The sequence below is a fragment of the Burkholderia aenigmatica genome (genome assembly GCF_902499175.1).
Lineage (GTDB): Bacteria > Pseudomonadota > Gammaproteobacteria > Burkholderiales > Burkholderiaceae > Burkholderia > Burkholderia aenigmatica.
Genome location: NZ_CABVQC010000022.1, coordinates 86,571 through 111,863 on the forward strand (window position 1 = coordinate 86,571; position 25,293 = coordinate 111,863).

Here is a 25,293-nt window from a genome sequence, read left to right on the forward strand (position 1 = left end):
GGCGGCCGGAACCGCCCTGCCGATTAGAGCGCGAGGTCGGCCGGGCGGGAATTTTCCACATGCTAGAATGGCTTTTCCAAGCCGCCGAAGCCACAATAAAGTCACATGAAAGCAGGAAGCAAGGCCGCCACGTCCGCCCCCCGCGCGCTTCCGTCCGATGCGCGGCGCAAATACGATCCCGAGCAAACCAAGCGCAACATCCTCGACGTCGCCACGCAGGAATTCTCCGCGATGGGCCTCTCCGGCGCGCGCGTCGATGCCATCGCCGAGCGCACGAACACGACCAAGCGGATGCTCTACTACTACTTCGAAAGCAAGGAAGGCTTGTACGAGGCCGTGCTGGAGAAGGTGTACGGCGACATCCGCGCGCTCGAGCAGGAACTGCACGTCGGCGACATGGAACCGCGCGAGGGCATGCGCCGCCTCGTCGAATTCACGTTCGACTATCACGACAAGCATCGCGACTTCGTCCGCCTCGTGTCGATCGAGAACATCCACGGCGCGAAGTATCTCGAGCAGCTCAAGTCGTTCAAGAACCGCAACGTCAGCATCATCAAGACGCTCGAGGAACTGGTCGAGCGCGGCGCGGCGAGCGGCGCGTTCCGCACGGACATCGACGCATTCGACCTGCACCTGCTGATCAGCTCGTTCTGCTTCCACCGCGTGTCGAACCGCTACACGTTCGGCGCCGCGTTCGGCCGCGATCCGTCGGCGCCGCGCCTGCGCGCGCGGCATCGCGACACGATCGCCGACGCCGTGCTGCGCTACGTCGCCGCGTAAGCGGCGGCGCTAGCCGCTTTCCCCTGCCAGCCACACCTCGGGCGCGCGACATCCGCGCCCGTCGCGTACTCATGCGTCAGTCCGTCGGCGCGGTCGACGCCAGTGCGATCCGCGCCTTCTCTTCCGGGCTCCCCGCCACGTAATACTTCTTCGCCCAGCTCGAATCGGGCGCAAGCGCGAGCCGCGCATGCGCACCCGTGCCGGCGTCCGTGCCGTGCTGCTTCGCGTTGATCGACAGTGCCCGCGCGCGGTAGTGCTCGTAAAGCCGCAGGAATTCCGCGAGATAGATCGCCGCGATCCGCGGGTCGCGGATCTCGAGCAGGTTCTCGTCGTTGAACTGCTCGGAGTTGCGGCTCATGTTCGCCGAGCCCGTATAGACGACCGGATTCGCGCCTTCGGCATCGATCACGATGAATTTGTGATGGATCACGACGGGCGGAAAGGCCGGCGCCGGTTCCCCCGGGAACAGGCGCAATTCGGGCTCGAAACCCTGCGGCACGGTGGCCGGCGAGAAATACGCGGCATCGATCACGTCGTGGTTGTCGCGGCTGCGGTGATACAGCTCGAGGTTCGCGAGCGTCGCCGCATCGAGCGTCTGGCCGGCCTGCTGCTCGGCATCGGCCTTCGTTGCGCTGCCGACGTTGATCTTGTTCACCAGCCCGAACATCATCAGCCCACGGTCGCCGGCAGCGAAGCACGCGTCGCGCAGCGCCGCGTCGGTCGGCATGAACAGGCAGAACGACACCGAATGCTTCGCGGCCGCGATCGCGGCGACGATCGTGTCGATCTCGGTGCGCTGCCCCGCCGGCTCCGGCGAAAACGCGACACGCACCTGCGCACTGCCGATCGTCATCGGTTCCGACCAGCCCGGCGACAGCTTCGCCGTCTCCGCGATCGACGGATTCCCGGCCAGCGCATGCGCGCGATCGTTGTACAGCGCGGCAAGCGCGGGCGAATCGAACGCGTGCAGCACGTTCGCCTGCTCCGTGAGTCCCTCGGTCGTGAAGTTCGCGGAGCCGGTCAGCACGCGCGCGGGCACCGGGTTCGACGACGCATCGGTCACGATGAACTTGTCGTGCATGATGTGCGTCTTGTCGCGCGGCGCGAGCGTCGCGAGACCCTGAAGCGCGTCGACGGCCGGCTGGTTCGGCGACGGCAGCGGCGGCTTGCCCTTGCGCGCCGTCGTGTGCGCGTCGTAGACGATCGCGAGCGACGCTTCGCCGTGCTGACGTCCGAACGCTTCGAACGCGGGCAGCGCCCACAGCGTGTCGGTCAGGTGATAGACCGCCGACGCCGCGCGCGACGCGGGGTCGAGCATCTCCGCGAACACCTGCTCCATGTCGTTCGCGAGCCACGTGCGCAGCTTCAGCGCCTGCGCGTCGCTCGGTGCCGCGTTCGGCGCGAGGCCCAGCGCGGCGACCTGCTTCGCGAACGCCTGCGAGCTGACCACCGCGCGGTTGAACCACGTGCCGATGCCGTCCTCGATGTGCGCGGGCAGCACCACGTCGCACACGCCGGCTTGCGCGTCGAGCACCTGCAGGTTCGCCGGCGTGCCGACGACCGGATACACGTCGTAGCGGAACGACGCGCCGCGGTCCTGCGGATCGATGCGCGCATCCCACCACATGAATTTCTGGATCGGCGCCTGGTCGGTCGGCGCGTCGCCCTGCGTGTGCGCGGCCGGGCCATCGAACGTCAGGCGGTTCGGCAGCCAGCTGTCCGGCGCGCGCGTCTTGCCGTCGGCCGACCAGAAGCCCGGCGTGCGCCGGATCGCGAAGCCGAGGAAATCGGACCGCGACGCCGCATCGGGCCAGTCGAAGGCCAGCAGGACCAGGGTAGGGGAAAGATAGCTGCGCACGCTGACGGTCATTCGTTGCTCCCTGGCCTTGCGGCCGGTCGAGATGAATGGGTCAGTCTTGACGGCGCGTCTTCCCGCAGGATGACGATTCGATGAACCTTGTATGTCGGACGCGCGTCAGTCGCACACGAGCAGCTCGATCCCGCGCGCGGTCAGCGCACGGCGCACGGCCTTGTCGGGCGCGCGTTCGGTCACGAGATAGCGGGCGGCCGCCGTGCCGTTGATCCGCACGGGCGTCACGCGACCGAATTTCGAATGGTCGGCGACGATCATCGCGGTGCCGGCCGCCGCGATCATCCGGCTGCGCACCTCGGCCGCGAGCCGCGAGTAGTCGGTGCATTCGCCGTCGGGCGTGATGCCGCCGGCGCCGACAAACGCGAAATCGACGTGGTACTGCGCAAGCTGCTGGATCGTGTCAAACCCGAAGGTGGCGTCCTCGTCGTCGGACAACTCGCCGCCGAGCAGCGTCACGCGGTTGCCGTTGCGCCGGGCGAGCACGAACGCGGTGCGCCAGTCGTTCGTGTAGATCGACAGCCGGTGCCGGTCGGCGAGCGCGAGCGCAACCGCATGCGGCGTGCTGCCCGAATCGATCAGCACCGACGCATCGTCGGGCACGAATTCGGCCGCGCGCCGCCCGATCGTGCGCTTCGCTTCGGCGTTCGCGGCTTCGCGCTCGGACAGGCTCGGCTCGCGGCGATCAGCCGCCAGCGCGCCGCCGTGCGTCATCACGAGCAGGCCGCGTGCGGCCAGTGCGTTCAGGTCGCGCCGCACGGTCTCGCGCGACACGTCGAGCGAGCGGACGAGTTCCGCAACCGACAATGCGCCCGACCGTCCGAGCTCCGACAGGATGAATTGATGACGTTGTTCCGCCAGCATCGCGTATGCGCCCGAGGCGACTGGTAATGGGTAAGCCGACCATTGTATTACGGCCGTTTGACCGGCATTTGACTGCGGCGCGAAACCGGGCCGGCCGGGTTTCCCGAAAGCGAAATTCTGTATTGCCCGACGCGCGCGAATCGGCGCGGCGCCGGTTGCTACACTTTGCGCTTCGCCGAACGACAGACCAAGCAAAGGGGCTCGCGCCATGTATCGCAAAGGCAGTGTGATCGAAATCCAGTTTCCGCCCGAACGACTCAACGACGCGGCCGGCGATCCGTACTGGATCGATCTGACGCTCGACGAGGCACGCCGGCTGTACGAACAGCTCGCCGCGCGCTTCGCGACCGACGCTCGCGCCAACCAGCCGCTCGACACCTTCTCGATCGACTGATCCCCGCGGCTTCACGCTCGCCCGCTCCGCCTGCGGGGCGGCGCCCCTCCCCTGCCCCGCCCGGCCCGACGGCCGCATGCGCGGCACGCAGCATGAGTGCAGGATTCGACAAGACGCCGGAATCGCTTCCCCCGATACTGGCTGGCTTTACGATTCTGTCCGGCCGCCTCGCGGCCCGCCACGCATGCTGACCTCGATCGTCGCCGCCGCCTTCGTCGCACTCTGGTCCACCGGCTTCATCGTTGCGCGGGCAATCAAGCCCTACGCCGATCCCAACCTGTTCCTGCTCGCGCGTTTCGCGGGCACGGCCACGCTGTTCGGCGCGGTGGCGCTCGTCACGCGCGCGCCGTGGCCGGCCCGACGCGAATGGCCGCGTCATCTGATCGCGGGCGCGCTGCTGCAGGGCGTCTATCTCGGCGCGAGCTACTGGGCCGTCGCGCAAGGGCTGAACGCGGGCGTCATGGCGCTGCTCGGCGCGCTGCAGCCGCTCGCCACCGCCGTGCTCGCCGTCCCGCTGTTCAACGAGCGCCTGCCCGCGCGCGGCTGGTTCGGGATGGCGCTCGGGCTCGCCGGCGTCGCACTCGTGCTCGCGCCGAAGGTCACGGGCGGCGTCGCGCCGCCGCCGGGCGCGGCGCCCGCGTGGCTGGTCGTCGCCGTCTCGGTGCTCGCGGTCGGGTCGATCACCGCGGGCTCGCTGTACCAGAAAGGCAAGCTCGCGCAGAGCGACCTGCGCACGGCCGTTGCCATCCAGAACTTCGGTGCGGCCATCGTCGCGGCGATCTTCGTCGCGCTGCTGCACGAGACGCGCTGGATCGGCGCGCCGACGCTGTGGGTGTCGCTCGTGTGGGGTGTCGTGTTCCTGTCCGGCGCCGCAATCTCGATGCTGATGTGGATGCTGCGGCGCGGCAACGCCGCGCGCGCGACATCGCTGCTGTTCCTCGCGCCGCCGCTGGCCGCGCTGCAGGGCTACTGGCTGTTCGGCGAAACGCTCGCCGCGATCCAGCTTGCCGGCTTCGCGCTCGCGCTGGTGGGTGTCGTGCTCGCGCGGCGCTGACGCGCGCCACGGGGCCGGTACCCGCATCGGAGCCGTGCGCCAGGATGCCCCGCGCGCGGCATCCTGCACCCGCCCGGCGCACCGTGCACCACGGCGAGGCAGCCCGTCTCGCCGAAGCAACGCGAGATCGCCGGATCGCACGCCCGGCGCGGCGCAGCGCCGCGATTGCGCTTATGATGGGCGCCTTGATTTCGTTCCGGAACTCCCTTCATGACATCCGCCGATTACGCCAGCCGCCAACGCGCGATCATTGCCGAACTGAACGTCGCCCCGCACTTCGACGCCGAGGCCGAGATCGCCCGCCGCGTCGAGTTCCTCGCGCAATACCTGCGTTCGACCGGCCTGCGGACCTACGTGCTCGGCATCAGCGGTGGCGTCGATTCGTCGACGGCCGGCCGGCTCGCGCAACTGTCGGTCGAAAAGCTGCGCGCCGACGGCTACGATGCCCGCTTCGTTGCCATGCGCTTGCCGAACGGCGTGCAGAACGACGAAGCCGATGCACAGCGCGCGCTCGCGTTCATCCGCGCGGACGAGGAACTGACCGTCAACGTGAAGCCCGCCGCCGACGCGATGCTCGGCGCGCTGGCCGCATCTGGCCATGTGTTCGAGACGCCGGCGCAGCAGGACTTCGTGCACGGCAACATCAAGGCGCGCGAGCGCATGATCGCGCAGTACGCGGTGGCCGGTGCGCAGCGCGGCATCGTGATCGGCACCGATCACGCGGCCGAGTCGCTGATGGGTTTCTTCACGAAGTTCGGTGACGGCGGCGCGGACATCCTGCCGCTCGCGGGGCTGAACAAGCGTCGCGTGCGCGCGGTGGCCCGTGCGCTCGGCGGCGAGGAACTGATCGTGATGAAGGTGCCGACGGCCGACCTCGAGGAACTGCGCCCGCTGCGCCCCGACGAGCACGCGTACGGCGTGAGCTACGACGAGATCGACGATTTCCTCGAAGGCAAGCCGGTCAGCGACCACGTGTACGAAACGGTGCTGCGCTTCTACGACGCTTCGCGCCACAAGCGCGCGCTGCCGTACACGATGTTCGACTGGCCGACTGCACAGGCATAAGCCGGCCGCCCCGGCCGGACCATACCGCCGCGCGCACCACAACGCCTGCGCGCGGCATCCTCCCGACGGGCACCGCTACGCGTGCCCGCCCGTCTTCGACGCCTGCAGCGCGCGTATCCGCATCCGCGCGCCCGTATCGCTGACCGTCGCGTCGTACATCGTCGCGAGGTCGCGCTTGAGCGCGGTACGCGAGCCGCCGTCGAGATACACCATGTGCCCCGACGGATAGAAACGCGCGGACAGGTTCTGCCGCACCTTCTGATCCTCGAGCGGCATCTGCTGCAGGTCGATCACGGTCTGGTAGAACGGCGTGACGAAATCGTAGAAGCCGTTCGCCGACAGCACCTTCAGGTCGACGTTCAGCGCCATCACCGCGGCGAGATCGCCGGCCGTATAGAGGATCACGTTCCCCTGCGCATCGATGCCCTGCTGCGCGCCGGTCGGATCGATGTGGCTGAAATCCCAATTCTGGAACGCCTGGTCGTTCAGGTCGGTGAACGCGGAATTCGACGTGAACTTCAGCTGCTCGTTCAGGTAGCTGTTCCACATCGCCGTATAGACGCCCGTCACGGCCGTCATCGTCGGATCGTTGCCGCCCGAGTTCGGGTCGATCTTGCCGGCGATGCCCGACGAGATTCCGGTCACGCGGCCGTCGTACGAGCCGAGCGCGAGCCCCTGCGCATGCAGCAGCGTCGTCAGGAACAGAGAATTGCCGCGCGTGTCGTAGCCGGCGATGTTGAGGCTCCACGATTGCAGCGTCGCGGTATCGATGCCCGTGTATTGCGACAGCTTCTGCACGGCAGCCGGGTCCGCATGCGGGACCGTGCGCAACGCGTTCAGGTAGTCGGTGCGCGAGAACTGCGCGACTTCCTCGACGAACGCGCCGAGATCGGTCGGCGCCGGCGTGACGCCGAGTTTCTTGTGATACCACGCGTCGGCCGCCGCGGTCGGCAGCGCGCCGACCGGGTTGCCGGCCTGCCGGTAGTCGAGGATCGACGATTGCAGCGTGACGCCGTTCAGGTCGACGCCGTCCTCGTGCAGCTTGTACGCGAGCACGCAGCTGCGCGCGGTGCCGTACGATTCGCCGAACAGGTACTTCGGCGAATTCCAGCGGTTGTTCTTCGTCAGGTAGCGCTTGATGAACTGCTTCAGCGAATCGGCGTCCTGGTCGACGCCCCAGAAGTTGCGGTTCTTGTTCGGCGCGACGGCCGCCGAATAGCCGGTGCCGACCGGGTTGATGAACACCAGGTCGCTGTGGTCGATCATGCTGTCCGGATTGTCTTCCATCTGGTACGGCGCGGGCGGCGTGAACCCCGGCATCGACGTCTTGATGCGCTTCGGCGCGAACGAGCCCAACAGCACGAACACCGACGACGAGCCCGGCCCGCCGTTATAGAAGAACGTCACGGGCCGCGTTTCTTCCTTTGCGCCGTCGGCCGTGAACGCGACGTAGAAAAGCTTCGCGGCGGGCTGCGAACTGCTCGGGTCGACCGTCACGAGATGGCCGGCCGTCGCCGTGTAGGCGATGCGCTTCCCGTCGATCAGGATCGTGTGATGCGTGATCGCGGCCGCCTCGGTCGTGTCGGTCACCGAGTCGTCGGGGCCGTTGCCGTACGCGACCGGATCGAAGAACGGCTGGTCGCGGCCGAGGCTGAGCGCGACCGGGTTGACGGTCGGCGGCACGCCATGCGAATTGTGGTCGCCGTGATGCAGCGGATACACGCCGCCGGAAGATGCGGAATCGATGCCCATCGTGCTGCTCCTGGAGGTGAGAAAAAGGCGCGGGCAGGCCGCCCGCGCCATACGGAAAGACGTGACCCGCGGCCGTCAGCTCGACGGCTTGCGCGTCAGGATCGCGGCGAGCTGCGCACCGTTCGGGCTGCCGAGGCCCGTGCATGCATCCCAGCCCTGCGCGGCCGCATACGTGCCGTTCGAGCCCTGCGTGATGTCGCGCAGCGCGCCCGGATTCTTGTAGAGCACCGGGTTGACCCAGCCGGCAGTCGCACCGCCCGCCGCCGCACTCGCCGCCGCATTGATCCGCGCGATCAGTGCGGCCCACAGTGGCGCGACCGCGCTCGTGCCGCCCATCACCGTAGCCGTGCCCGCGATCGACACTTCGTAGCCCGTCTGCGGCGACGCATCGCCGGCGACGTCCGGCACGCCGCGCTTCGCGAGCGGTGTGCTGCTGCCGTCGGCGCGCGTGACGTTCAGCCCCTGCTGCCACGCCGGCAGGTCGAACAGCGTGCTGACGCCGCCCCCGCCCGCACCGCCGCCGGCCGCCTCGTCGTTCCACGTGACCTCGCTGCGGATGCCCTGCCCGGGTAGCGCGTCGAGCTGCGTGCCGCCGCAGCCGAGCACGTACGGGCTCGAGGCGGGGAAGTCGACATGATCGGCACCGTCCTGCAGCCCGTCGCCCGAGCCGCTGTCGCCGGATGCCGCGCACACCGTGATGCCCTGCGCAGCCGCCGCCTGCAGCACACGGTTGAACGCCTGCGCGGACTGCGTCTGCCAGATCGCCTCCGGGCCGCCCCAGCTGATCGAGATCACCGATGGCTTGTTGGTCGTATCGCTGACGGCCGCGTTGACGGCCTGGATGAAGCCCGCGTCGCTGTTCGCCGCGAAGTAGACGGCGATCTTCGCGGCCGGCGCGATCGCACCGGCGATTTCGATGTCGAGCGCGACTTCGCCGTCCGGGCCGCTCGGGTCGCCGGTCGGCGTGTTGCGGCCGGTGCCGACGTTCACGTCGACGAGCGTCGGCGGCGTCGTGATGCCGAGCCCGCGGAAATACTGCTGGATGTCGGCCGCGCGGTAGCCGCCGCCGAGCTCGATGATCGCGATACATTGCCCGGCGCCGTCGCCGGCCGGAAAGCCATACAGCGACGCCAGCTGGATCGGGGTGAACGTGACACCCGCCGCACCGCCGCGCGCGGGCTTGAACGGTGGACGCAGCCGAAAGTGCGGCCGCGCCTGCGGGCGGCTGTCGAGGCCGAGCACGGCCGTGACGGCGTCGCCGAGATCATCGGGCAGCGCGATCGGGCCGGAGCGGCCGCGATACTGGCCGATCGACTGATGCTCGAAGCGCTCGAGCTTGACGCCGAACGCGGCTTCGAACTGCTGGATCGTGCCGGACAGCACGACGACGCTTTCGACCGGATCGACGCGATCGACCGTCAGTTGGTGACGACGTGCGAAGTCCTCGGCCTTGCGAATGTCGTCGGGATTGGCGGAAAAGCGTTGCGCGAAGGTTTCGCGCGACACCGGTTTCGCTTGCGCGTCGCCGGTGGCGAGCTGGTGAAGCAGCGTATCGAGTTGCCCTTCTTCCTGCCGCCGCAACATGATCGTGACGTGGATGCGTTCTGCCGGATCGCACGGGCCGAGGCACTTGGACTCGGCGACGATGCGGGGTTCACGGTCGGCGTGAAGATGCCTTGCCATGTTCAGACCCTCCTTGGTACCGCGTTGCACGGAACAGCCAGGAAATCGGACAGGGCCGGCGGGAGACGGTTCCGTTCGGTCGGTCGGGTTCGCGCAGCGCGAAGTAACAGGGAGTTTAGAACAGTCAGACGATTTGCGCGCACGCCCTTTCGCGACGGGGCGCACGCGCGGGCCGGCGTTGCGCACGGCCTTCATCCGGTGCGGCGACGCGCCGCGCGACTTGCGCCGGCGCGACGCCGCATCGGCGCTCAGTCCATCGACAGGCGCAGCGCAAAGCCGATCAGCGCCGCGGAAAACGTCCAGCGCTGCACCGTCTGCGCGAGCGGATGCGCGCGCATCCACGCGGCGATCCGCGACGCGCCGAACACGCACGCGAGGTCGAAGCACACGCCAGCCGCCACCAGCAGCGCGCCCAGCTCGAACATCTGCAACACGACCGGCCCGGCCTCGGGGCGCACGAACTGCGGCAGCAGCACCGAGCAGAACAGCAGCGCCTTCGGGTTCAGCAGGTTGGTGAGCAGGCCCTTCACGAACGACTGGCGCAGTTCGCCCGCCGAGGCCGCCGCGTCGCCGTCGCCGAGTGCGAACACCGGCGAACGGAACACCTGGATCGCGACATAGGCGAGATAAAGCGCGCCGCCGTAACGGATCACTTCGTACAGCCACGGCGCGCTGCGGATCAGCGCCGCGACGCCGCAAGCGGACAGCGTCACGTGCGCGGTGCGCGCGAGCGACAGGCCGGCCGCCGCCGCCATCCCCGGCCGCACGCCGCGGCCGATGCTGGTCTGCAGCACCAGCGCCATGTCCGGCCCCGGCACCGCATAGATGGCCGCCAGCGCGGCGAGATAAATCAACAGCAAATGCGTGGAAATCATGGTCTGCCCCTGTCCTCTTACGACGATATGTTGCCGCCAGAGGACGAGGGATTATTGGCCATCTTTGGCTCAGGATTGGCGATCCGTAGGGGAATCCGCCACAATCACCGAATCCACACTAGGAATCCGCCAACATGACCGAACTCGACAAAACCGACCGCGCCATCCTTGCCGCGGTGCAGCGCGACGGCCGCCTGCCGATTGCCCGCCTCGCCGACACCGTGGGCCTCTCCGAGACCCCTTGCGCGCGGCGCCTGAAGCGCCTCGAAACCGAAGGCTACATCGAGCGCTACCGCGCGCAGCTGTCGCGCCAGGCACTCGGCTTCGGCGTCGTGGCGTTCGTGCTCGTGCGGTTCGCGACACACGACCGCAAGACCGCCGACCGCTTCGAGCGGGAAGTGCTCGGCATCGAGCGGATCCTGGCGTGCCACAACGTGGCGGGCACCGCCGACTATCTGCTGCAGGTCGTGGCGCGCGATCTCGACGATTACGGCACGTTCCTGCGCGAATCGCTGCGGATGCTGCCCGGCGTGACGTCGATCGAATCGGCGCTGTCGCTGCGCGAGGTCAAGCATGACGCGGGGCTGCCGGTACCGTGATGCCTGCGGGCGGACCGCACACGCAAGCCGCACACTGCGGCCGGTTCGTCACTTCGACGCCGATCGATGTGGGCCGCGTCGGGGCACGCTGCCGCAACACTCCTCCACATTGTTGATGCCGGCAGCCTACGCGATGTCGGGCGGCTGGTGCGCGCGTTCGAGATCCTCGAGAAAGGCCTCCACGAGCGGATTGCCGCGCCCGTTGCGCGCGACGACCATGTGGAACGTCACGTCGTAGCGCAACTGCTCCGGATTGAGTGGCGTGAGCAGCCCCTGCGCGACGTACGGCGCCGCGAAGTGCTGCGGCAGATAGCCGAGGTGGTGGCCGGACAGGATCAGTAGCGCAACGGCCTCCATGTTGTCGGCGGTCGCGGTCACGCGGTCGGGCGTCGTCGACATCTGCGCTTCAGGCAGCGGATACGAGCGCCACGCCCATTCGAAGCCCGCGACGTCGGCCGGCGTCAACGCGCCAGCGCCGTCGAACAGCGGATGGCCACGGCCGCAGTACGCGACCTGGCGCTCGATGAACAGCGGCGTGTAGTGCAGCGACGGCACCCGGTGCCAGAAGTAGCCGACCGCGATCTGGATCTCGTCGCTCAGCAGTTTTTCCTCGAGATCGCCCGGCGCGCGCACGGAGATCGAGAAACGCACGGCCTCGTCGCGGGTGCGGAACGCGGCGATCGCCTCGGCGATCCGCGCGTTCTGGCTGACCGGCGTATGGCCGATCAGGCCGATGTGCAGCGTGCCGACCAGCTGGCGATCCATGTGCCGCGCGGCCATCCCGAATTCGTCGAGCGCCGCGAGCAGCTTGCGGCTCATCGCATGGAACCGCTCGCCCTTCGGCGTGAGCCGGAAGCCGCTGCGGCCGCGCTCGCAGAGCCGGTAGCCGAGCCGCGTCTCGAGCGACGACAACTGCGCGCTGATCGTCGACTGTCCGACGTTCAGCACCGCCTGCGCGGCCGATACGCCGCCTGCGTCCGTGACCGCGAGAAACACGCGGATCAACCGCAGATCGAGGGTCGACAGATTCCCCAGCACGCTCATCCCCTTCCATACATCGATGAAAATCGATGTTTACGTCGATATCTTCGCATTCTTCTTTCCCGGCTGAGCGCGTAAAACTGTGCGCCAAGCCGCGTCGCATGATACGGCAACCCCACATCGGAAGAGACAGCCCATGAACGACCACACCCATTTCCAGCCGCTCGGCGGCAATGAAATGCCGCGCTGCGGCGGTATCGCGACGATGATGCGCCTGCCGCACGTGGCAAGCGCCGCAGGCCTCGACGCCTGTTTCGTCGGCGTGCCGTTCGATCTCGGCACCTCCAACCGCACCGGCGCGCGCTTCGGCCCGCGCCAGATCCGCACCGAATCCGTGCTGCTGCGCCCGTACAACATGGCCACGCGCGCCGCGCCGTTCGATTCGCTGCAGATCGCCGACATCGGCGACGTCGCGATCAATCCGTACAACCTGCACGATTCCATCGCTCGCATCGAAGCCGCGTACGACGCGATCCTCGAGCACGACTGCAAGCCGATCACGCTCGGCGGCGACCATACGATCGCGCTGCCGATCCTGCGCGCGATCCACCGCAAGCACGGCAAGGTTGCATTGATCCACGTCGATGCACACGCCGACGTAAACGACACGATGATGGGCGAAAAGATCGCGCACGGCACGCCGTTCCGCCGCGCGGTCGAAGAAGGCCTGCTGCACGGCGACAAGGTCACGCAGATCGGCCTGCGCGGCACGGGCTACGCCGCCGAGGATTTCGACTGGTGCCGCGAGCAGGGCTTCCGCGTCGTCCAGGCCGAGGAATGCTGGAACAAGTCGCTCGCGCCGCTGATGGAAGAAGTGCGCGCGCGCGTCGGCGACACGCCCGTCTACATCAGCTTCGACATCGACGGCATCGACCCGGCCTACGCGCCGGGCACCGGCACGCCGGAAATCGCGGGCCTCACGGTGCCGCAGGCGCTCGAGATCATCCGCGGCGCGAAGGGCTTGAACATCGTCGGCTGCGATCTCGTCGAAGTCGCGCCGCCGTACGACCCGTTCGGCACCACGGCGCTGCTCGGCGCGAACCTCGCATACGAACTGCTGTGCGTGCTGCCGGGCGTCGCCTACCGCGACTGATCCTCGCGCCACACTTATTCCAAATCAAAGGATTCCAGAGGAGCACATATCAAGATGGGGACTTCCGTCAAGCAACCCAAGCGGGCGGCGCTCGCGTCGTTCGTCGGCACCACGATCGAGTGGTACGACTTCTATAGCTACGCGACCGCCGCCGCCATCGTGTTCGGGCCGCTGTTCTTTCCCGGCGAAAACCGCTTCATCAGCCTGCTCGCGTCGTTCGGCTCGTTCGCGGTCGGCTTCTTCGCGCGGCCGCTCGGCGGCGTGATGTTCGGCTATCTCGGCGACCGCTTCGGCCGCAAGCGCTCGTTGCTTGCGACGCTGATGCTGATGGCCGTGTCGACCGTCGCGATCGGCCTGCTGCCGACCCATGCGCAGGCCGGTGTGATCGCACCGATCCTGCTCGTGCTGATGCGCGTGCTGCAAGGCATCGCGGTGGGCGGCGAATGGGGCGGCGCGGTGCTGCTCGCCGGTGAGCATGCGCCGGAAGGCAAGCGCACGTTCTTCGCATCGTTCGCGCAGCTCGGCAGCGCGAGCGGCCTGATCCTGTCGATGCTCGCGTTCGGAGCGATCAGCACGCTGTCGAAGGAAGACATGATGAGCTGGGGCTGGCGCGTGCCGTTCCTTGCGAGCTCCGTGCTGCTGATCGTCGGCTTCGTGATCCGTGCGAGCGTGTCGGAATCGCCCGAGTTCGAAGAGATCAAGAAAAGTGGCAACATCGCGCAAAAACCGCTGCGCGAAGCGCTCAAGTACTGGCCGCTGCTGCTGCTCGCGATCGGCGCGAACGTGTATGGCATCGCCGGCGTGTATTTCAGCAACATCTTCATGATCAGCTACGCGACGCAGTTCCTGTCGCTCGACCGGTCGATGGTGCTGCATTGCATGACGATCGTCGCGGTGCTGCAGTTCGTCGTGCAGCTCGCGGCCGCGTTCCTCGCGCAGCGCTTCGGCACCACGCGCGTGCTGCTGATCACCGGCGCATGGGCCGCGATCGTCCCGTTCCTGATGCTGCCGCTCGTGCATATGGGCACGCCGCTGTCGATCACTGTCGGCGTCGGCCTCGCGACACTCGCGGAATCGGGCTACTACGCGGTGGTCGCGGGCTTCGTCAGCGGCATCTTCGTCGCGCGGATCCGCTACACGGCGATCTCGATCGCGTACCAGGTGTGCGGCGCACTCGCCGGCGGCCTCACGCCGCTGGTTGCGACCATCATCGCGCAGAACACCGCACCGCAATGGTGGCCGCTCGCGCTCCAGTACACGAGTGCCGCGCTCCTGTCGTCGCTGTGCGTGTGGCTGATCTCACGCCGCGTCAGCATCGACGATGCGGGTGCGCCGAGCCGGAAGGAAGAAGTGCCGCTGCCGCGCGGCGCGCGCACCGCGTAACGTCCCGCAACGGGCAGGCAACCTCGCCTGCCCGTTTTTCATTAGGCAGCCCGGCGGTGCGCCACACCGCCTGCCCCACCCCACATTCATCGCCTGCCTCGACGGCGTCGCGGCAGGCAGGCGCACGCGGTCGCCTTGCCGAATCGCGTGCGACCCAGGAGACACGACCGCCATGAACCGCCCCGACACGCTCGATCTCGGCCACACCGAATCGGCCGGCCTGGCGATCGAGCACCACTCGATCGACTACATTCCGGAACACGAACGCCACGCGAAGCTCACGAGCCAGGGGCCGTTCTGGTTCCTTGGCAACTTCCATTTCTTCACGATCTCGATCGGCTTCGTCGGGCCCGGCATGGGCCTGTCCGCCGGCTGGACGACGCTCGCGGGCGCGCTCGGGATCATGTTCGGCACGATCTTCATGGCGTTTCACGGCTCGCAGGGCCCCGAGATGGGGCTGCCGCAGATGATCCAGTCTCGTGCGCAATTCGGCTATCGCGGCGTGATCGTCGCGCTGCTCGCGACGCTGTTCGTGTTCGTCGGCTTCAACGTCGTCAACGTATCGCTGCTGGTCGACGGCGTGCACAACGTGTTCGGGATCGACGGCGGTTTCGTCGCGATCGCGGCCGTCGCGACCGGCGCGCTGCTCGCGATCTACGGGCACGACCTGATGCACCGGACCTTCACGTGGGCACTGATCGCGACGCTGCCGCTCTATGCGCTCGTCACGCTCGCGCTCGCGTTCGGTCACGCGGCGCCGGCACCGGCACCGGCCGCCTCACCCGCCGTCGCACCAGGCTTCAACTGGATCGGGTTCGCCACACAGTTTGCGATCGCCGCCAGCTACAACATTTCGTATGCGCCCTACGTGTCCGACTATTCGCGCTATCTGCCGAAACACACCAGCCGCGCGAAGCTGATCGCGGTGATCTTCGCCGGTGCATCGCTGTCGGGCACCTGGATGATCGGGCTCGGCGCGTGGCTCGCGCAGAAGCTGCACGCGGCGGACGCACTGGTCGCGATGAACGACGTCGGCGCGTCGCTCGTGCCGGGCCTCGGCAAGCTGATCGCGATCGTGTCGCTCGTCGGCTTCCTGCCGATCATCGCGCTCAACGCATACAGCGCGATGCTGACCGTGCTTACCGGTATCGACTCGATCGTGCCGATCCGGCCGACGCGCCGCGCGCGCGTCGCATCGATTGTCGCGATCAGCACGTTCGTACTCGCGTGCGTGTTCGCGATCCGCGGCAACGGCATCGCGCTGCTGCAAACGTTCCTGACGCTGATGCTCTACTTCCTCGTGCCGTGGACCGCGGTGAACCTCGTCGACTATTTCTTCGTGCGACGCGGCCACTATGCGATCGCGCATTTCTTCACGCCGGGCGGCCTGTACGGCGCCTGGCAGCCGCGCGGCATCGTCGCGTACCTGGTCGGCTTCGGGGCGATGGTGCCGTTCTTCTCGATCGTCGATGCCGAAGCGAACCGCGAGATCTTCGTCGGCCCGTTCGCACGCCTGCTCGGTGGCGTGGATATCGCCTGGCTCGTCGGCCTGGTCGTCGCGGGGGGCGTGTACTGGCTACTGTCCCGCTCGCTCGATCTGGACCATGAGCGCCAGGTGATCGCGGCAACGCCGCCCCCTGACGCACCGACCGGCACGCCCGGACACCAGGGCATGTGACGAAGCAAGCGGCAATCGTCAGCGTTCTGGATTGCCGACTTCAGGCGCGTCCTTCGTGTAATACATCGCGCCACCCCCGATCGGCTCACGACCGTTCGCCTCGCGCTGCAGGTTGGTATCGCGTAGCGAATACGCACATCTGCAGTACTCCTTCTGATAAAACGTCTCGCGCTTTCTGATCTCGATCATGCGTGCCGAGCCCCCGCCCTAGCGCCAGCTGTATTCCCGGGATATCGACTCCGGATAGCGCGCGGTGCGCTCGAAACGCATGTCGAAGCACATCTTGCAGCGCACGCCGCGCGCGGGCTCGTGCTCCATCCCGCGCACACGCGCGAACCAGTCGTCGCAATCGTAATCATGTCGGATCCTTGAAAACGACTTTCCCGACCACATTGCGCAGCATGGCGTCGGCCAGCTCGCCACGTTCCTTCGCCGCGCCAAGCTCCATAGAAAAAAAATCCAGGTCGAGCAACGCGGCTTGTGCTTCATCGCATTCAACCCACGCGCGGGCAATGGTACGCAACGCGTCCCGATCGGTCCGCCGCAGCCGGTCCACCACCGCACGGCCGACCTCTTCGTACATCGCCTGGCAATCGTCGCTGTCGTCGTCAAGCGACTTCAGCAGCCGTTCGATCGCGTCGTTTTCCACATTTCTCACCTTGCCCTCCTCAGCGTGCTGTCACGAATACATCGGGAAACGTTTGGTCAGCTCGGCGACCTGCGCACGCACACGCTCGATCGCCAACTGCTCGACGACGTCGACGTACTCGCAACCGCCGCAATAGCGCTTGCCCGGATAACCTTCCGCGTACTTGTTCGTGAGCGGCGAACCCTGCGCGGCCATCACGGCCGGGCTCGCGTAGTTTTCCGACGCGATCAGCTCGATGTGATCTTCCTGGCGGCGGTTTTCTTCCTGGATGGCATCGAACAGTTCCGGGGCGGTCGGGTCGAGCGGGTAGTGGCTGCGTTCGAACATGGCAGGAAGGGGATCCAACAAAACAAGCAGGGGAAGCGACACGTCCCGTGGCCTGCCCGGGACGATCCCGATCGGTGCGACACCCGCCGCCGGATCATCGATCCGGGCAGCAGGCACGCAGCGTTCGCGCGTTACTGCATCTGGTTGCGCAGCGTCTTCGCGGCGGCGACCATGTTCGTCAGCGCCGGAATCACTTCCGCCCACTGGCGCGTCTTCAGGCCGCAGTCAGGGTTCACCCACAGGCGTTCCGCTGGAATCCGCTCGGCCGCCTTCTTCATCAGGCTGACGACGTGATCCTGCGTCGGAATGTTCGGCGAGTGGATGTCGTACACGCCCGGCCCGATTTCGTTCGGATACTTGAAGTTGTCGAACGCGTCGAGCAGCTCCATGTCCGAGCGCGACGTCTCGATCGTGATCACGTCCGCATCCATGTCGGCGATCGACGCGATGATGTCGTTGAACTCCGAATAACACATGTGCGTGTGGATCTGCGTATCGTCCTGCACACCGTTCGCGGTGATGCGGAACGATTCGACCGCCCACTTCAGGTATTCGCCCCACTGCGCACGGCGCAGCGGCAGCCCTTCGCGCAGCGCGGCCTCGTCGATCTGGATCACGCGCACACCGGCCTTCTCGAGATCGAGCACTTCCTCGCGGATCGCCAGCGCGAGCTGGTAGCACGACATCGAGCGCGGCTGGTCGTCACGCACGAACGACCAGTTCAGGATCGTCACGGGGCCGGTCAGCATGCCCTTCATCGGCTTGTTCGTCAGCGACTGCGCATACGTGATCCACTCGACCGTCATCGCCTTTGGGCGGCTGATGTCGCCGAACAGGATCGGCGGTTTCACGCAGCGCGAACCGTACGACTGTACCCAGCCGAACTGGCTGAACGCGTAGCCGTCGAGCTGCTCGCCGAAGTATTCGACCATGTCGTTACGCTCGGCTTCGCCGTGCACGAGCACGTCGAGTTCCAGCGCTTCCTGCTCGCGCACGCTGCGTTCGATTTCAGCCTGCATCGCCGCGCGGTAGCCTGCTTCATCCAGCACGCCGGCCTTGAACTGGCTGCGGGCCTGGCGGATTTCGCCGGTCTGCGGGAACGAGCCGATCGTCGTCGTCGGGAACGCCGGCAGGTTCAGGCGTGCCGACTGCTTCGGCGCGCGCTGCGTATAGGAGCTCACGCGGTTGCCGAGCTGCGCATCGATCCGGGCGATCGCAGCCTTCACCGCCGGGTTGTTCACGCGCGGCGAATGACGGCGCGACTGGATCGCAGCGGTGTTCGCGGCCAGCGCATCGGCCACCTTGTCGCGGCCCTGGTTCAGCGCGGTCGCGAGTACCTTCAGTTCGTCGAGCTTCTGCAGCGCGAATGCGAGCCACGCGCGGATTTCGGCGTCGAGCTTCTCTTCGCTCGCGAGATCGACCGGCACGTGCAGCAGTGAGCACGACGGCGCGAGCCACAGACGGCTGCCCAGTTGGGTCGCGAGCGGCTCGAGCCAGTCGAGCGCGGCGTTCAGGTCCGCCTTCCAGATGTTGCGGCCGTTGATCGCACCGACCGACAGCACGCGCTCCGCCGGCAGTTCGCGCACCAGCGCGTCGATTTCGTCACGGGCGTTGATCGCATCGATGTGCAGGCCGTCGACCGGCAGCGACGCGGCGAGCGCCAGGTTGCCCTGCAACTGGCCGAAATACGTCGCGAGCAGCACCTTGATCCGGCGCGTCTCGAGCGCCGCGTACGCGGTCTTGAACGCTTGCTGCCATTCGGCGTCGAGCTCGGTCACGAGGATCGGTTCGTCGATCTGCACCCATTCGACGCCCTGTGCGGTCAGTGTGTCGAGCAGCGCGCCATACACCGGCAGCAGCTTCTGCAGCAGCGCGAGGCGATCCGAGTCGTCCTTCGCCTTGCCGAGCCACAGGTACGTGACAGGGCCGATGATCACCGGCTTCGCCTTCACGCCCTGCGCCTTCGCTTCGGCGAGTTGCTGCAGCAGGCGCGACGGGTCGAGCGAGAAGTTCGTGTCGGCGTGGAATTCCGGGACGATGTAGTGATAGTTCGTGTCGAACCACTTCGTCATTTCGCCGGCCGCGACGCCGCCGCAGCACGCTGCGTGCGCTTCCTCCGACTGCGCCGAACGGCCGCGCGCCACACGGAAATAGTTGTCGAGCGCATCGCCGTGGAAGCCTTGCACGCGCTTCGGCAGGTTGCCGAGCGCGAAGCTCATGTCGAGCACCTGGTCGTAGAACGCGAAGTCGCCGACCGGCGCGAGATCGAGGTCGCGCTGGTCGTGCCAGTGACGCTCGCGCAGTTGCGCGCCGAGCGCCTTCAGGTCGTCGCGCGACGATTCGCCCTTCCAGTAGCGTTCGAGGCCGAACTTGAGTTCGCGCTTGGCGCCGATGCGCGGGAAACCGAGATTGTGTGTCGTAACCATGGCGCTGCCGTCCAGGAGTAGTGAAGGTCCGGCAAACATGATAGGTATTTCAAACCATGAAATAAAATGGCATTATTTCATTCATCCATTAAATTTGTTCATGCACATGCGGGATGAGCGATAACCATGCTGGAACGATTCCATCTCGTCGTCATTCGTGAAGTCGAGCGCCAGGGCTCGCTGACTGCGGCCGCCAACGCGCTGCACCTCACGCAATCGGCGCTCAGCCATACCGTCCGGAAAATCGAGCAGCAGCTCGGCACGCCGATCTGGGATCGCGAGGGGCGCGGCCTGCGGCTGACGCAGGGCGGGCAGTATCTGCTGAAGCTGGCGAACCGGCTGCTGCCGCAGTTCGAGCTGGCCGAGGAGCGGATGAAGCAGTACGCGAAGGGCGAGCGCGGCACGCTGCGTATCGGGATGGAGTGCCACCCGTGCTACCAGTGGCTGCTGAAGGTCGTGTCGCCGTACCTGTCGCGCTGGCCCGACGTCGACGTCGACGTGAAGCAGCGCTTCCAGTTCGGCGGGATCGGCGCGCTGTTCGGCTACGACATCGACGTGCTCGTGACGCCCGATCCGCTGAACAAGCCGGGGCTGCGCTTCGACCCCGTGTTCGACTACGAGCAGGTGCTGGTGGTCGCGGACGCACACCGTTTCGCCAACGCCGATTACGTGACGCCCGAGCAGCTGACCGACGAAATCCTGATCACCTATCCGGTCGAAACCGACCGGCTCGACATCTACAACCAGTTCCTGACGCCGGCAGGCATCGTGCCGAAGCGGCACAAGTCGATCGAGACGACCGACATCATGTTGCAGATGGTGGCGAGCGGGCGCGGCGTGGCCGCGCTGCCGAGATGGCTGGCCGACGAATACGCCGACCGGATGCCGGTCGTGCCGGTCAAGCTCGGCAAGAAGGGGATCGCGAAACAGATCTTCCTCGGCATCCGCGAGGCGGATGCGTCGATCGACTATCTGGCCGCGTTTGTCGCGCTGGCGCGCGAATCGACGTGGAGCGCGCCGCGCATGCTGCGCTAGGCGCGCCCCTTGGCAATGCGCGTCAGGCGGCGCGCATGCCGATACGTTCGCCGCGCTCGACCCATGCGCCGAACAGCAGGCCGATCGTCGTCCACATGATCACCTGCATGCCGATCGCCGCGGCGCGGAACTTCCACAGCACGACGGCCGGGAAAGCAGCCGGCACTTCGTTGATCGACGGCAGCCCGAGCTGCACGGCCGCGATGATCACGATGAACACGAGCCCCGCGACGATCGACGCGTTCCATTGCCCGAGCTTCGCCAGCAGATGGCGGCGCACGCTGACCGAGAACACCATCGTCGCGATCGAGATCGCGATCATCAGGAAGAACAGGCCCGTGCGATAGCCGATCGTGTCGGGGTCTCCAACCGACGGCGGATTGGCCGGGTACTTGATGTTCGGCACGATCACGAGCGCGATGAACGCCGCCAGCGCGAGCCACGCGGCCAGCGGTCGTGCCGGGAGACGGCTGCCGCGGCCATAAGCATATGCAAAGACCAGCGAGAACAGCCCGCCGAACGCCGCGCCATAGGTCACGACGCCCGTCAGCAGGCCGAAGCCGGCCTGCGTGTGGCGACTCACCAGCTCGGGTTCCGGCGCATCGCCCTTGGCGGCGTCGAGTTTTTCTTCGAAGGAGATCGCCTGATCGACTTGCGGTTCGCCGACGATTTTCGCGAAACCGAACGTGAGGAGGCCTGCGGCGATGCCTGCGAGCATCCCGCGCATGAGCAGCTTTCCGACCATCGTGAACTCCGCGTCAGTGGCAGGGGAAGCCGAGCAGATGGCGGCCGTCGTGGACGAACTCGTGCACGACCATGCCCGGCACGAGCGACGTTGCGCCTTGTTCCGCGCCGACGAAATAAATCGCGAGCAGCAGGATCAGGCCGACGAACACGGCCCACGGCAACAGTTCACGGACGGGGATGGGCGCCGGTACGACCGCCGGCTTCAGCACTGCTTCGCTCATGGATGCACCTCAGGGGAATCGCGCCCCGACAAATGTTGGATGGGTACGAAGGCAGGTCTGGCTTCCGGGATCATGGATCACCGGTTACAGTGGCGCGACCGCGCCGGAATTCAACCGGCTTCCGCGTTTCGTATCGGGCGAATTGTACGCGCGAACGTTCGCGTGTTGAAGCGGCGAACAATGGGCGAACGCGCCCGTCCCGGCTCCCCCGACAACCCACAAACATGCATGCCTCGCTGCGCCTGATTGCACACGCATCGACCCGGGCGATGCGCACCGGCACGTTCCCCGACGACGATCCGCTCGACACGCACGGGCTCGCCGACGCCGCGACGCTACGCGACCGGTGGACGGACGTCGCCGGCTCGCTCGTGCTGTGCAGCCCGGCGCGCTGTGCGGTGCAGACCGCCGATGCGCTCGGCCTGCACGCCGACATCGACGACGCGCTGCGCGACATCGACTACCGAAACTGGCGCGGCAAGCGGCTGCGCGACCTCGCGCGCGACCAGCCTGACGAACTGGGCGCGTGGATCGGCGATCCGTTGGCGTCGCCGCACGGCGGCGAATCGTTCGATGCAGCCATGCGCCGCGTCGGCACATGGTTGAACGCGCTGCAACACGGCCGAGACATCGTCGCCATCACGCATGCGCCGATCGTGCGTGCGGCCGTCGCGCATGCGCTGCGGATGGATTCCGGCGCGGCAACCCGCATCGACGTGGCGCCGCTATCGTGCACGACATTCGCTGCGTCGCCGCACGGCTGGATGTTGATCGCGGACGGCGATCGGCGCGACACTGGCGCCTAGCCTCCTGCCGTGTTGCGTTCGCGAAGCGGACCACGACGCCAGCCGACGTGTTGTGTCGTATCGCAATCGCATGGCGATGTTCACCTTACGTCGCCGCAAGCCCCACTGTTCGCCATCCCTACTGTCATCAAACTGACTGCTAGCCGAAGCTAGGATCGGTCGCGGTTCCCTTACGAGATACCGTCATGAATCAACCTGCTTCGTCCACCCCGAACAGTCCGGGTTCCGTCGAGCGCACCAGGCAGCTCGGCTACGCCGTCTTCCTGCTGGTGCTCGCGATCGGTGCGGTCTATATCGCCACACACCTGATCGACGATCTATCGCCGATGCGCGAAGGATCGCTGTTCCCGTACCTGATGCTCGGCGCTGCACTGCTGATCGCGCTCGGCTTCGAATTCGTCAACGGTTTCCACGACACCGCGAACGCGGTCGCGACCGTGATCTATACGCACTCGCTGACGCCGAATGTCGCGGTGATCTGGTCGGGCCTATGGAACTTCCTCGGCGTGATGATCTCGAGCGGCGCCGTCGCGTTCGGCATCCTGCAACTGCTGCCGGTCGAGCTGATCCTGCAGGTCGGCAGCGGCGCGGGCTTCGCGATGGTGTTCGCGCTGCTGATCGCCGCGATCGTGTGGAACCTCGCAACCTGGTACTTCGGGTTGCCGTCGTCGAGCTCGCATACGCTGATCGGGTCGATCATCGGCGTCGGGCTGATGAACCAGCTGATGCACGGGCCGTCCGGCACGAGCGGCGTCGACTGGGGCCAGGCGCTCGGCGTCGGCAAGTCGCTGCTGTTCTCGCCGATCGTCGGCTTCCTCTGTGCAGCGCTGCTGCTGCTCGTGCTGAAAGCCCTCGTGCGGATTCCGGAGTTGTACAAGGAGCCGCCGAAGGATCAGCCGCCGCCGTTCTGGATTCGCTGCCTGCTGATCCTGACCTGCACGGGCGTGTCGTTCGCGCACGGTTCGAACGACGGGCAGAAAGGGATGGGCCTCATCATGCTGATCCTGATCGGCACGGTGCCGACCGCCTATGCGTTGAACAAGGCCGTCACGCCGGCCGAGACGCAGACGTTCGTCGCGGTCGCGAACCAGGCAGCCGCGACGTTCGGGAAGTACACGAACGGCGTCGCACCGTCCGCGAACCCGCGCGCCGACGTCGAGCTTTACGTACAGCATCGCGAGCTGACGCCGGCCGTGATCCCCGCCGTTCAGCAATTGTCCACGTCGCTCGCGACCGCGGTCGGCGCGTCGGGCTCGATGGCGGCCGTGCCGCAACGCGACATCGACAACGTACGCAACACGATGTATCTGGTGTCCGAAGCAATCCGCCTGATCGAGAAATCCGGGCAGCCCGCGTTCGCCCCCGACGACAAGCTAGCGATCGACAACTATCGCAAGCAGCTCGACCACGCGACCAAGTTCATTCCGACGTGGGTGAAGGTTGCGGTCGCGATTGCACTGGGCCTCGGCACGATGGTCGGCTGGAAGCGGATCGTCGTGACCGTCGGCGAGAAAATCGGCAAGCAGCATCTGACGTACGGACAGGGCGCGTCGGCCGAACTCGTCGCGATGCTCACGATCGGCGCGGCTGATGTGTACGGATTGCCCGTGTCGACGACCCATGTGCTGTCGTCGGGCGTCGCGGGCACGATGGCGGCGAACGGCTCGGGGCTGCAATGGGGCACGGTGCGCAGCCTCGTGCTGGCGTGGGTGCTGACGCTGCCGGCGTCGATCGTGCTTGCCGGCGGGCTCTACTGGCTGTTCCGGTCGGTGGCCTGAACGAGCGGCGACGGCGGTCGGTGAAAGCCGGCCGCCTCGCCTCGTGCAGACTCGACCCTTGCTTTTCCGCTGAAGCGCACCCGGCTCCCCGGCTCCACTGAACCGCGCTTCGCATCGGCCGGTGTCGCACCACCTGGCTTCTTCGCGGGACACGCACGCTCCCCCTTCGAATTGAAGCGCAAGATCTGGAGCGCATCGGCATACGTGCGACATTAGACTGGGGCCATCGACTCTCATCGTGGATCCCATCATGCGCGCAACGCCACCGGACACCGCTTCGCTGCCTCTATTCATGCCGCCTGCCGCGCAGCGAAGCCCGTCGGTGTCTCGTACCGATCCGCAGCCCGCGGTCGAATCCGACGACATCGCACAACGCACGAACGCGCTCGACTGGGCAGCCGTCGCTGCCGAACTGGATCGCCACGGATGCGCGTGCGTGCCGGGCCTGCTGTCCGCGCACGACTGCGATGCGCTCGCGTCGCGCTATCCGGATGACGGGCTCTACCGATCGCGCGTCGTCATGGCGCGGCATGGCTTCGGGCGCGGCGAATACAAGTATTTCGCCTATCCGCTGCCTCCGCTCATTGCCGAGTTGCGTGCGACGATCTACCCGCATCTCGCGCCGATCGCGAATCGCTGGAACCAGGCGCTCGGCATCGACGCCCGGTATCCCGACGACCATGCGAGCTTCCTCGATCGTTGCCACGCAGCGGGACAGACACGGCCAACCCCGCTGATCCTGCAATACGGCCCGGACGACTATAACTGCCTCCATCAGGATCTCTACGGCGAGCACGTGTTCCCGCTCCAGGTCGCCATCCTGCTGTCTGCGCCGGGGCGCGATTTCACGGGCGGGGAGTTCGTCCTGACGGAACAGCGGCCGCGCATGCAGTCGCGTGCGGAAGTGGTGCCGCTGACACAAGGCGACGCGGTTATTTTCGCGGTCCATGGCAGACCGGTGCAGGGCACGCGCGGCGTCTACCGCGTCAACCTGCGTCACGGCGTGAGCCGCATCCGGGCCGGTCATCGTCATACGGTCGGCATCATCTTTCACGACGCGCAGTGACGTCTATCGCCACGCACGGGGAACGGCGATGCGGTTCGGCGGTTCGGCGGTTCGGCGGTTCGGCGGTTCGGCGGTTCGGCGGTTCGGCGGTTCGGCGGTTCGGCGGT

General features: G+C 66.9%; 22 protein-coding genes, 2 pseudogenes and 1 riboswitch. Of the genes and pseudogenes, 12 read left to right on the forward strand and 12 right to left on the reverse strand.

Annotated elements, in window-relative coordinates; genetic code table 11:
• Window positions 1-105: 105 nt before the first annotated feature.
• Window positions 106-780, forward strand: coding sequence for a TetR family transcriptional regulator (locus BDO18943_RS17730; protein ID WP_175023416.1), 675 nt, complete (start codon window positions 106-108; stop codon window positions 778-780).
• Window positions 781-856: 76 nt separating this feature from the next.
• Here BDO18943_RS17730 and BDO18943_RS17735 read toward each other — a convergent pair whose 3' ends face one another.
• Together BDO18943_RS17735 and BDO18943_RS17740 are read right to left on the reverse strand one after the other, a co-directional pair.
• Entirely contained in the window at window positions 857-2,650 is a 1,794-nt protein-coding gene (locus BDO18943_RS17735; protein WP_175023417.1) for a phospholipase D-like domain-containing protein, read from the reverse strand.
• A gap of 105 nt (window positions 2,651-2,755) precedes the next feature.
• Entirely contained in the window at window positions 2,756-3,514 is a 759-nt protein-coding gene (locus BDO18943_RS17740) for a DeoR/GlpR family DNA-binding transcription regulator (RefSeq protein ID WP_089451863.1), read from the reverse strand.
• Between the two features lie 208 nt (window positions 3,515-3,722).
• On the opposite strand from BDO18943_RS17740, the gene BDO18943_RS17745 reads away from it, so the two are divergent.
• From BDO18943_RS17745 to nadE, 3 genes are all read left to right on the forward strand, one after another.
• The gene (locus BDO18943_RS17745; RefSeq protein ID WP_006480515.1) at window positions 3,723-3,908 is read left to right on the forward strand and encodes a hypothetical protein; all 186 of its coding nucleotides are present in this window, start codon (window positions 3,723-3,725) and stop codon (window positions 3,906-3,908) included.
• A gap of 184 nt (window positions 3,909-4,092) precedes the next feature.
• Entirely contained in the window at window positions 4,093-4,962 is an 870-nt protein-coding gene (locus BDO18943_RS17750; RefSeq protein ID WP_043180803.1) for a DMT family transporter, read from the forward strand.
• Between the two features lie 210 nt (window positions 4,963-5,172).
• Window positions 5,173-6,027 carry an ammonia-dependent NAD(+) synthetase gene (gene nadE, locus BDO18943_RS17755; RefSeq protein WP_175023418.1) on the forward strand — a complete coding sequence of 285 codons (855 nt, stop codon included), beginning with the start codon at window positions 5,173-5,175 and terminating at the stop codon, window positions 6,025-6,027.
• 75 nt (window positions 6,028-6,102) lie between these two features.
• Here the strand turns inward: nadE and BDO18943_RS17760 are convergent, their stop codons facing one another.
• The 3 genes from BDO18943_RS17760 to BDO18943_RS17770 all read right to left on the reverse strand — a co-directional run bounded on the left by BDO18943_RS17760 (window position 6,103) and on the right by BDO18943_RS17770 (window position 10,337).
• Window positions 6,103-7,779, reverse strand: a complete 1,677-nt coding sequence (locus BDO18943_RS17760) for a S10 family peptidase (protein ID WP_175023419.1) — start codon at window positions 7,777-7,779, stop codon at window positions 6,103-6,105.
• A 75-nt stretch (window positions 7,780-7,854) separates the two neighbouring features.
• Window positions 7,855-9,462, reverse strand: a complete 1,608-nt coding sequence (locus tag BDO18943_RS17765) for a S53 family peptidase (RefSeq protein ID WP_175023420.1) — start codon at window positions 9,460-9,462, stop codon at window positions 7,855-7,857.
• 248 nt (window positions 9,463-9,710) lie between these two features.
• Window positions 9,711-10,337 (reverse strand): LysE family translocator, encoded by a 627-nt coding sequence (locus BDO18943_RS17770; protein WP_043180813.1) that lies wholly within the window; start codon window positions 10,335-10,337, stop codon window positions 9,711-9,713.
• 134 nt (window positions 10,338-10,471) lie between these two features.
• Here BDO18943_RS17770 and BDO18943_RS17775 point away from each other — a divergent pair, with 134 nt between their 5' ends.
• The gene (locus tag BDO18943_RS17775) at window positions 10,472-10,936 is read left to right on the forward strand and encodes an Lrp/AsnC family transcriptional regulator (protein WP_175023421.1); all 465 of its coding nucleotides are present in this window, start codon (window positions 10,472-10,474) and stop codon (window positions 10,934-10,936) included.
• 126 nt (window positions 10,937-11,062) lie between these two features.
• Here BDO18943_RS17775 and BDO18943_RS17780 read toward each other — a convergent pair whose 3' ends face one another.
• Window positions 11,063-11,974 (reverse strand): LysR family transcriptional regulator, encoded by a 912-nt coding sequence (locus tag BDO18943_RS17780; protein ID WP_043181461.1) that lies wholly within the window; start codon window positions 11,972-11,974, stop codon window positions 11,063-11,065.
• A gap of 139 nt (window positions 11,975-12,113) precedes the next feature.
• Between BDO18943_RS17780 and speB the strand changes: the two genes are divergently transcribed.
• The 3 genes from speB (at window position 12,114) to BDO18943_RS17795 (ending at window position 16,131) form a co-directional block, all read left to right on the forward strand.
• Window positions 12,114-13,070, forward strand: a complete 957-nt coding sequence (speB, locus tag BDO18943_RS17785; RefSeq protein WP_006752372.1) for an agmatinase — start codon at window positions 12,114-12,116, stop codon at window positions 13,068-13,070.
• A 54-nt stretch (window positions 13,071-13,124) separates the two neighbouring features.
• The gene (locus tag BDO18943_RS17790; protein WP_175023422.1) at window positions 13,125-14,453 is read left to right on the forward strand and encodes an MFS transporter; all 1,329 of its coding nucleotides are present in this window, start codon (window positions 13,125-13,127) and stop codon (window positions 14,451-14,453) included.
• A gap of 172 nt (window positions 14,454-14,625) precedes the next feature.
• Window positions 14,626-16,131: a purine-cytosine permease family protein gene (locus BDO18943_RS17795; RefSeq protein ID WP_175023423.1), complete on the forward strand. Its 1,506-nt coding sequence runs from the start codon at window positions 14,626-14,628 to the stop codon at window positions 16,129-16,131.
• A gap of 18 nt (window positions 16,132-16,149) precedes the next feature.
• On the opposite strand, the pseudogene BDO18943_RS17800 reads toward BDO18943_RS17795, so the two are convergent.
• From BDO18943_RS17800 to metE, 4 genes and pseudogenes are all read right to left on the reverse strand, one after another.
• Window positions 16,150-16,488: pseudogene (locus BDO18943_RS17800) on the reverse strand (epoxyqueuosine reductase QueH); the annotation flags it as partial.
• Window positions 16,487-16,780, reverse strand: coding sequence for a hypothetical protein (locus BDO18943_RS42680; RefSeq protein WP_235996086.1), 294 nt, complete (start codon window positions 16,778-16,780; stop codon window positions 16,487-16,489). The gene BDO18943_RS42680 and the pseudogene BDO18943_RS17800, both read right to left, overlap by 2 nt.
• A gap of 72 nt (window positions 16,781-16,852) precedes the next feature.
• Window positions 16,853-17,107, reverse strand: a pseudogene (gene glyA / locus BDO18943_RS17805) (serine hydroxymethyltransferase); the annotation flags it as partial.
• A 131-nt stretch (window positions 17,108-17,238) separates the two neighbouring features.
• Window positions 17,239-19,533, reverse strand: coding sequence for a 5-methyltetrahydropteroyltriglutamate--homocysteine S-methyltransferase (metE, locus tag BDO18943_RS17810; RefSeq protein ID WP_175023424.1), 2,295 nt, complete (start codon window positions 19,531-19,533; stop codon window positions 17,239-17,241).
• A gap of 126 nt (window positions 19,534-19,659) precedes the next feature.
• Between metE and BDO18943_RS17815 the strand changes: the two genes are divergently transcribed.
• Window positions 19,660-20,568, forward strand: a complete 909-nt coding sequence (locus BDO18943_RS17815) for a LysR family transcriptional regulator (protein WP_043180825.1) — start codon at window positions 19,660-19,662, stop codon at window positions 20,566-20,568.
• Between the two features lie 22 nt (window positions 20,569-20,590).
• Here the strand turns inward: BDO18943_RS17815 and BDO18943_RS17820 are convergent, their stop codons facing one another.
• Window positions 20,591-21,313 carry a CbtA family protein gene (locus BDO18943_RS17820; protein ID WP_043180826.1) on the reverse strand — a complete coding sequence of 241 codons (723 nt, stop codon included), beginning with the start codon at window positions 21,311-21,313 and terminating at the stop codon, window positions 20,591-20,593.
• A 13-nt stretch (window positions 21,314-21,326) separates the two neighbouring features.
• On the reverse strand, window positions 21,327-21,536 hold the full coding sequence (locus BDO18943_RS17825; protein ID WP_175023425.1) for a CbtB domain-containing protein: 210 nt from the start codon (window positions 21,534-21,536) through the stop codon (window positions 21,327-21,329).
• Between the two features lie 33 nt (window positions 21,537-21,569).
• Window positions 21,570-21,707: riboswitch (cobalamin riboswitch) on the reverse strand.
• 53 nt (window positions 21,708-21,760) lie between these two features.
• Between BDO18943_RS17825 and BDO18943_RS17830 the strand changes: the two genes are divergently transcribed.
• The 3 genes from BDO18943_RS17830 (at window position 21,761) to BDO18943_RS17840 (ending at window position 25,186) form a co-directional block, all read left to right on the forward strand.
• Window positions 21,761-22,342 carry a histidine phosphatase family protein gene (locus BDO18943_RS17830; protein ID WP_175023426.1) on the forward strand — a complete coding sequence of 194 codons (582 nt, stop codon included), beginning with the start codon at window positions 21,761-21,763 and terminating at the stop codon, window positions 22,340-22,342.
• A 185-nt stretch (window positions 22,343-22,527) separates the two neighbouring features.
• Window positions 22,528-24,120, forward strand: coding sequence for an inorganic phosphate transporter (locus tag BDO18943_RS17835; protein WP_089451853.1), 1,593 nt, complete (start codon window positions 22,528-22,530; stop codon window positions 24,118-24,120).
• A 292-nt stretch (window positions 24,121-24,412) separates the two neighbouring features.
• A complete protein-coding gene (locus BDO18943_RS17840; protein WP_374101825.1) occupies window positions 24,413-25,186 on the forward strand; it encodes a 2OG-Fe(II) oxygenase in 774 nt (257 codons plus the stop codon).
• Window positions 25,187-25,293: the final 107 nt, after the last annotated feature.

What these genes read in the sequence shown, in the direction of transcription:
- BDO18943_RS17835 (WP_089451853.1), top strand. Translation starts at nt 22,528, where the DNA reads ATGAATCAACCTGCTTCGTCCACCCCGAACAGTCCGGGTTCCGTCGAG.
- BDO18943_RS17825 (WP_175023425.1), bottom strand. Translation starts at nt 21,536, where the DNA reads ATGAGCGAAGCAGTGCTGAAGCCGGCGGTCGTACCGGCGCCCATCCCC.
- BDO18943_RS17730 (WP_175023416.1), top strand. Translation starts at nt 106, where the DNA reads ATGAAAGCAGGAAGCAAGGCCGCCACGTCCGCCCCCCGCGCGCTTCCG.
- BDO18943_RS17815 (WP_043180825.1), top strand. Translation starts at nt 19,660, where the DNA reads ATGCTGGAACGATTCCATCTCGTCGTCATTCGTGAAGTCGAGCGCCAG.
- nadE (WP_175023418.1), top strand. Translation starts at nt 5,173, where the DNA reads ATGACATCCGCCGATTACGCCAGCCGCCAACGCGCGATCATTGCCGAA.
- BDO18943_RS17760 (WP_175023419.1), bottom strand. Translation starts at nt 7,779, where the DNA reads ATGGGCATCGATTCCGCATCTTCCGGCGGCGTGTATCCGCTGCATCAC.
- BDO18943_RS17830 (WP_175023426.1), top strand. Translation starts at nt 21,761, where the DNA reads ATGCATGCCTCGCTGCGCCTGATTGCACACGCATCGACCCGGGCGATG.
- BDO18943_RS17745 (WP_006480515.1), top strand. Translation starts at nt 3,723, where the DNA reads ATGTATCGCAAAGGCAGTGTGATCGAAATCCAGTTTCCGCCCGAACGA.
- speB (WP_006752372.1), top strand. Translation starts at nt 12,114, where the DNA reads ATGAACGACCACACCCATTTCCAGCCGCTCGGCGGCAATGAAATGCCG.
- BDO18943_RS17795 (WP_175023423.1), top strand. Translation starts at nt 14,626, where the DNA reads ATGAACCGCCCCGACACGCTCGATCTCGGCCACACCGAATCGGCCGGC.
- BDO18943_RS17770 (WP_043180813.1), bottom strand. Translation starts at nt 10,337, where the DNA reads ATGATTTCCACGCATTTGCTGTTGATTTATCTCGCCGCGCTGGCGGCC.
- BDO18943_RS17765 (WP_175023420.1), bottom strand. Translation starts at nt 9,462, where the DNA reads ATGGCAAGGCATCTTCACGCCGACCGTGAACCCCGCATCGTCGCCGAG.
- BDO18943_RS17775 (WP_175023421.1), top strand. Translation starts at nt 10,472, where the DNA reads ATGACCGAACTCGACAAAACCGACCGCGCCATCCTTGCCGCGGTGCAG.
- metE (WP_175023424.1), bottom strand. Translation starts at nt 19,533, where the DNA reads ATGGTTACGACACACAATCTCGGTTTCCCGCGCATCGGCGCCAAGCGC.
- BDO18943_RS17750 (WP_043180803.1), top strand. Translation starts at nt 4,093, where the DNA reads ATGCTGACCTCGATCGTCGCCGCCGCCTTCGTCGCACTCTGGTCCACC.
- BDO18943_RS17790 (WP_175023422.1), top strand. Translation starts at nt 13,125, where the DNA reads ATGGGGACTTCCGTCAAGCAACCCAAGCGGGCGGCGCTCGCGTCGTTC.
- BDO18943_RS17735 (WP_175023417.1), bottom strand. Translation starts at nt 2,650, where the DNA reads ATGACCGTCAGCGTGCGCAGCTATCTTTCCCCTACCCTGGTCCTGCTG.
- BDO18943_RS17840 (WP_374101825.1), top strand. Translation starts at nt 24,413, where the DNA reads ATGCCGCCTGCCGCGCAGCGAAGCCCGTCGGTGTCTCGTACCGATCCG.
- BDO18943_RS17820 (WP_043180826.1), bottom strand. Translation starts at nt 21,313, where the DNA reads ATGGTCGGAAAGCTGCTCATGCGCGGGATGCTCGCAGGCATCGCCGCA.
- BDO18943_RS17740 (WP_089451863.1), bottom strand. Translation starts at nt 3,514, where the DNA reads ATGCTGGCGGAACAACGTCATCAATTCATCCTGTCGGAGCTCGGACGG.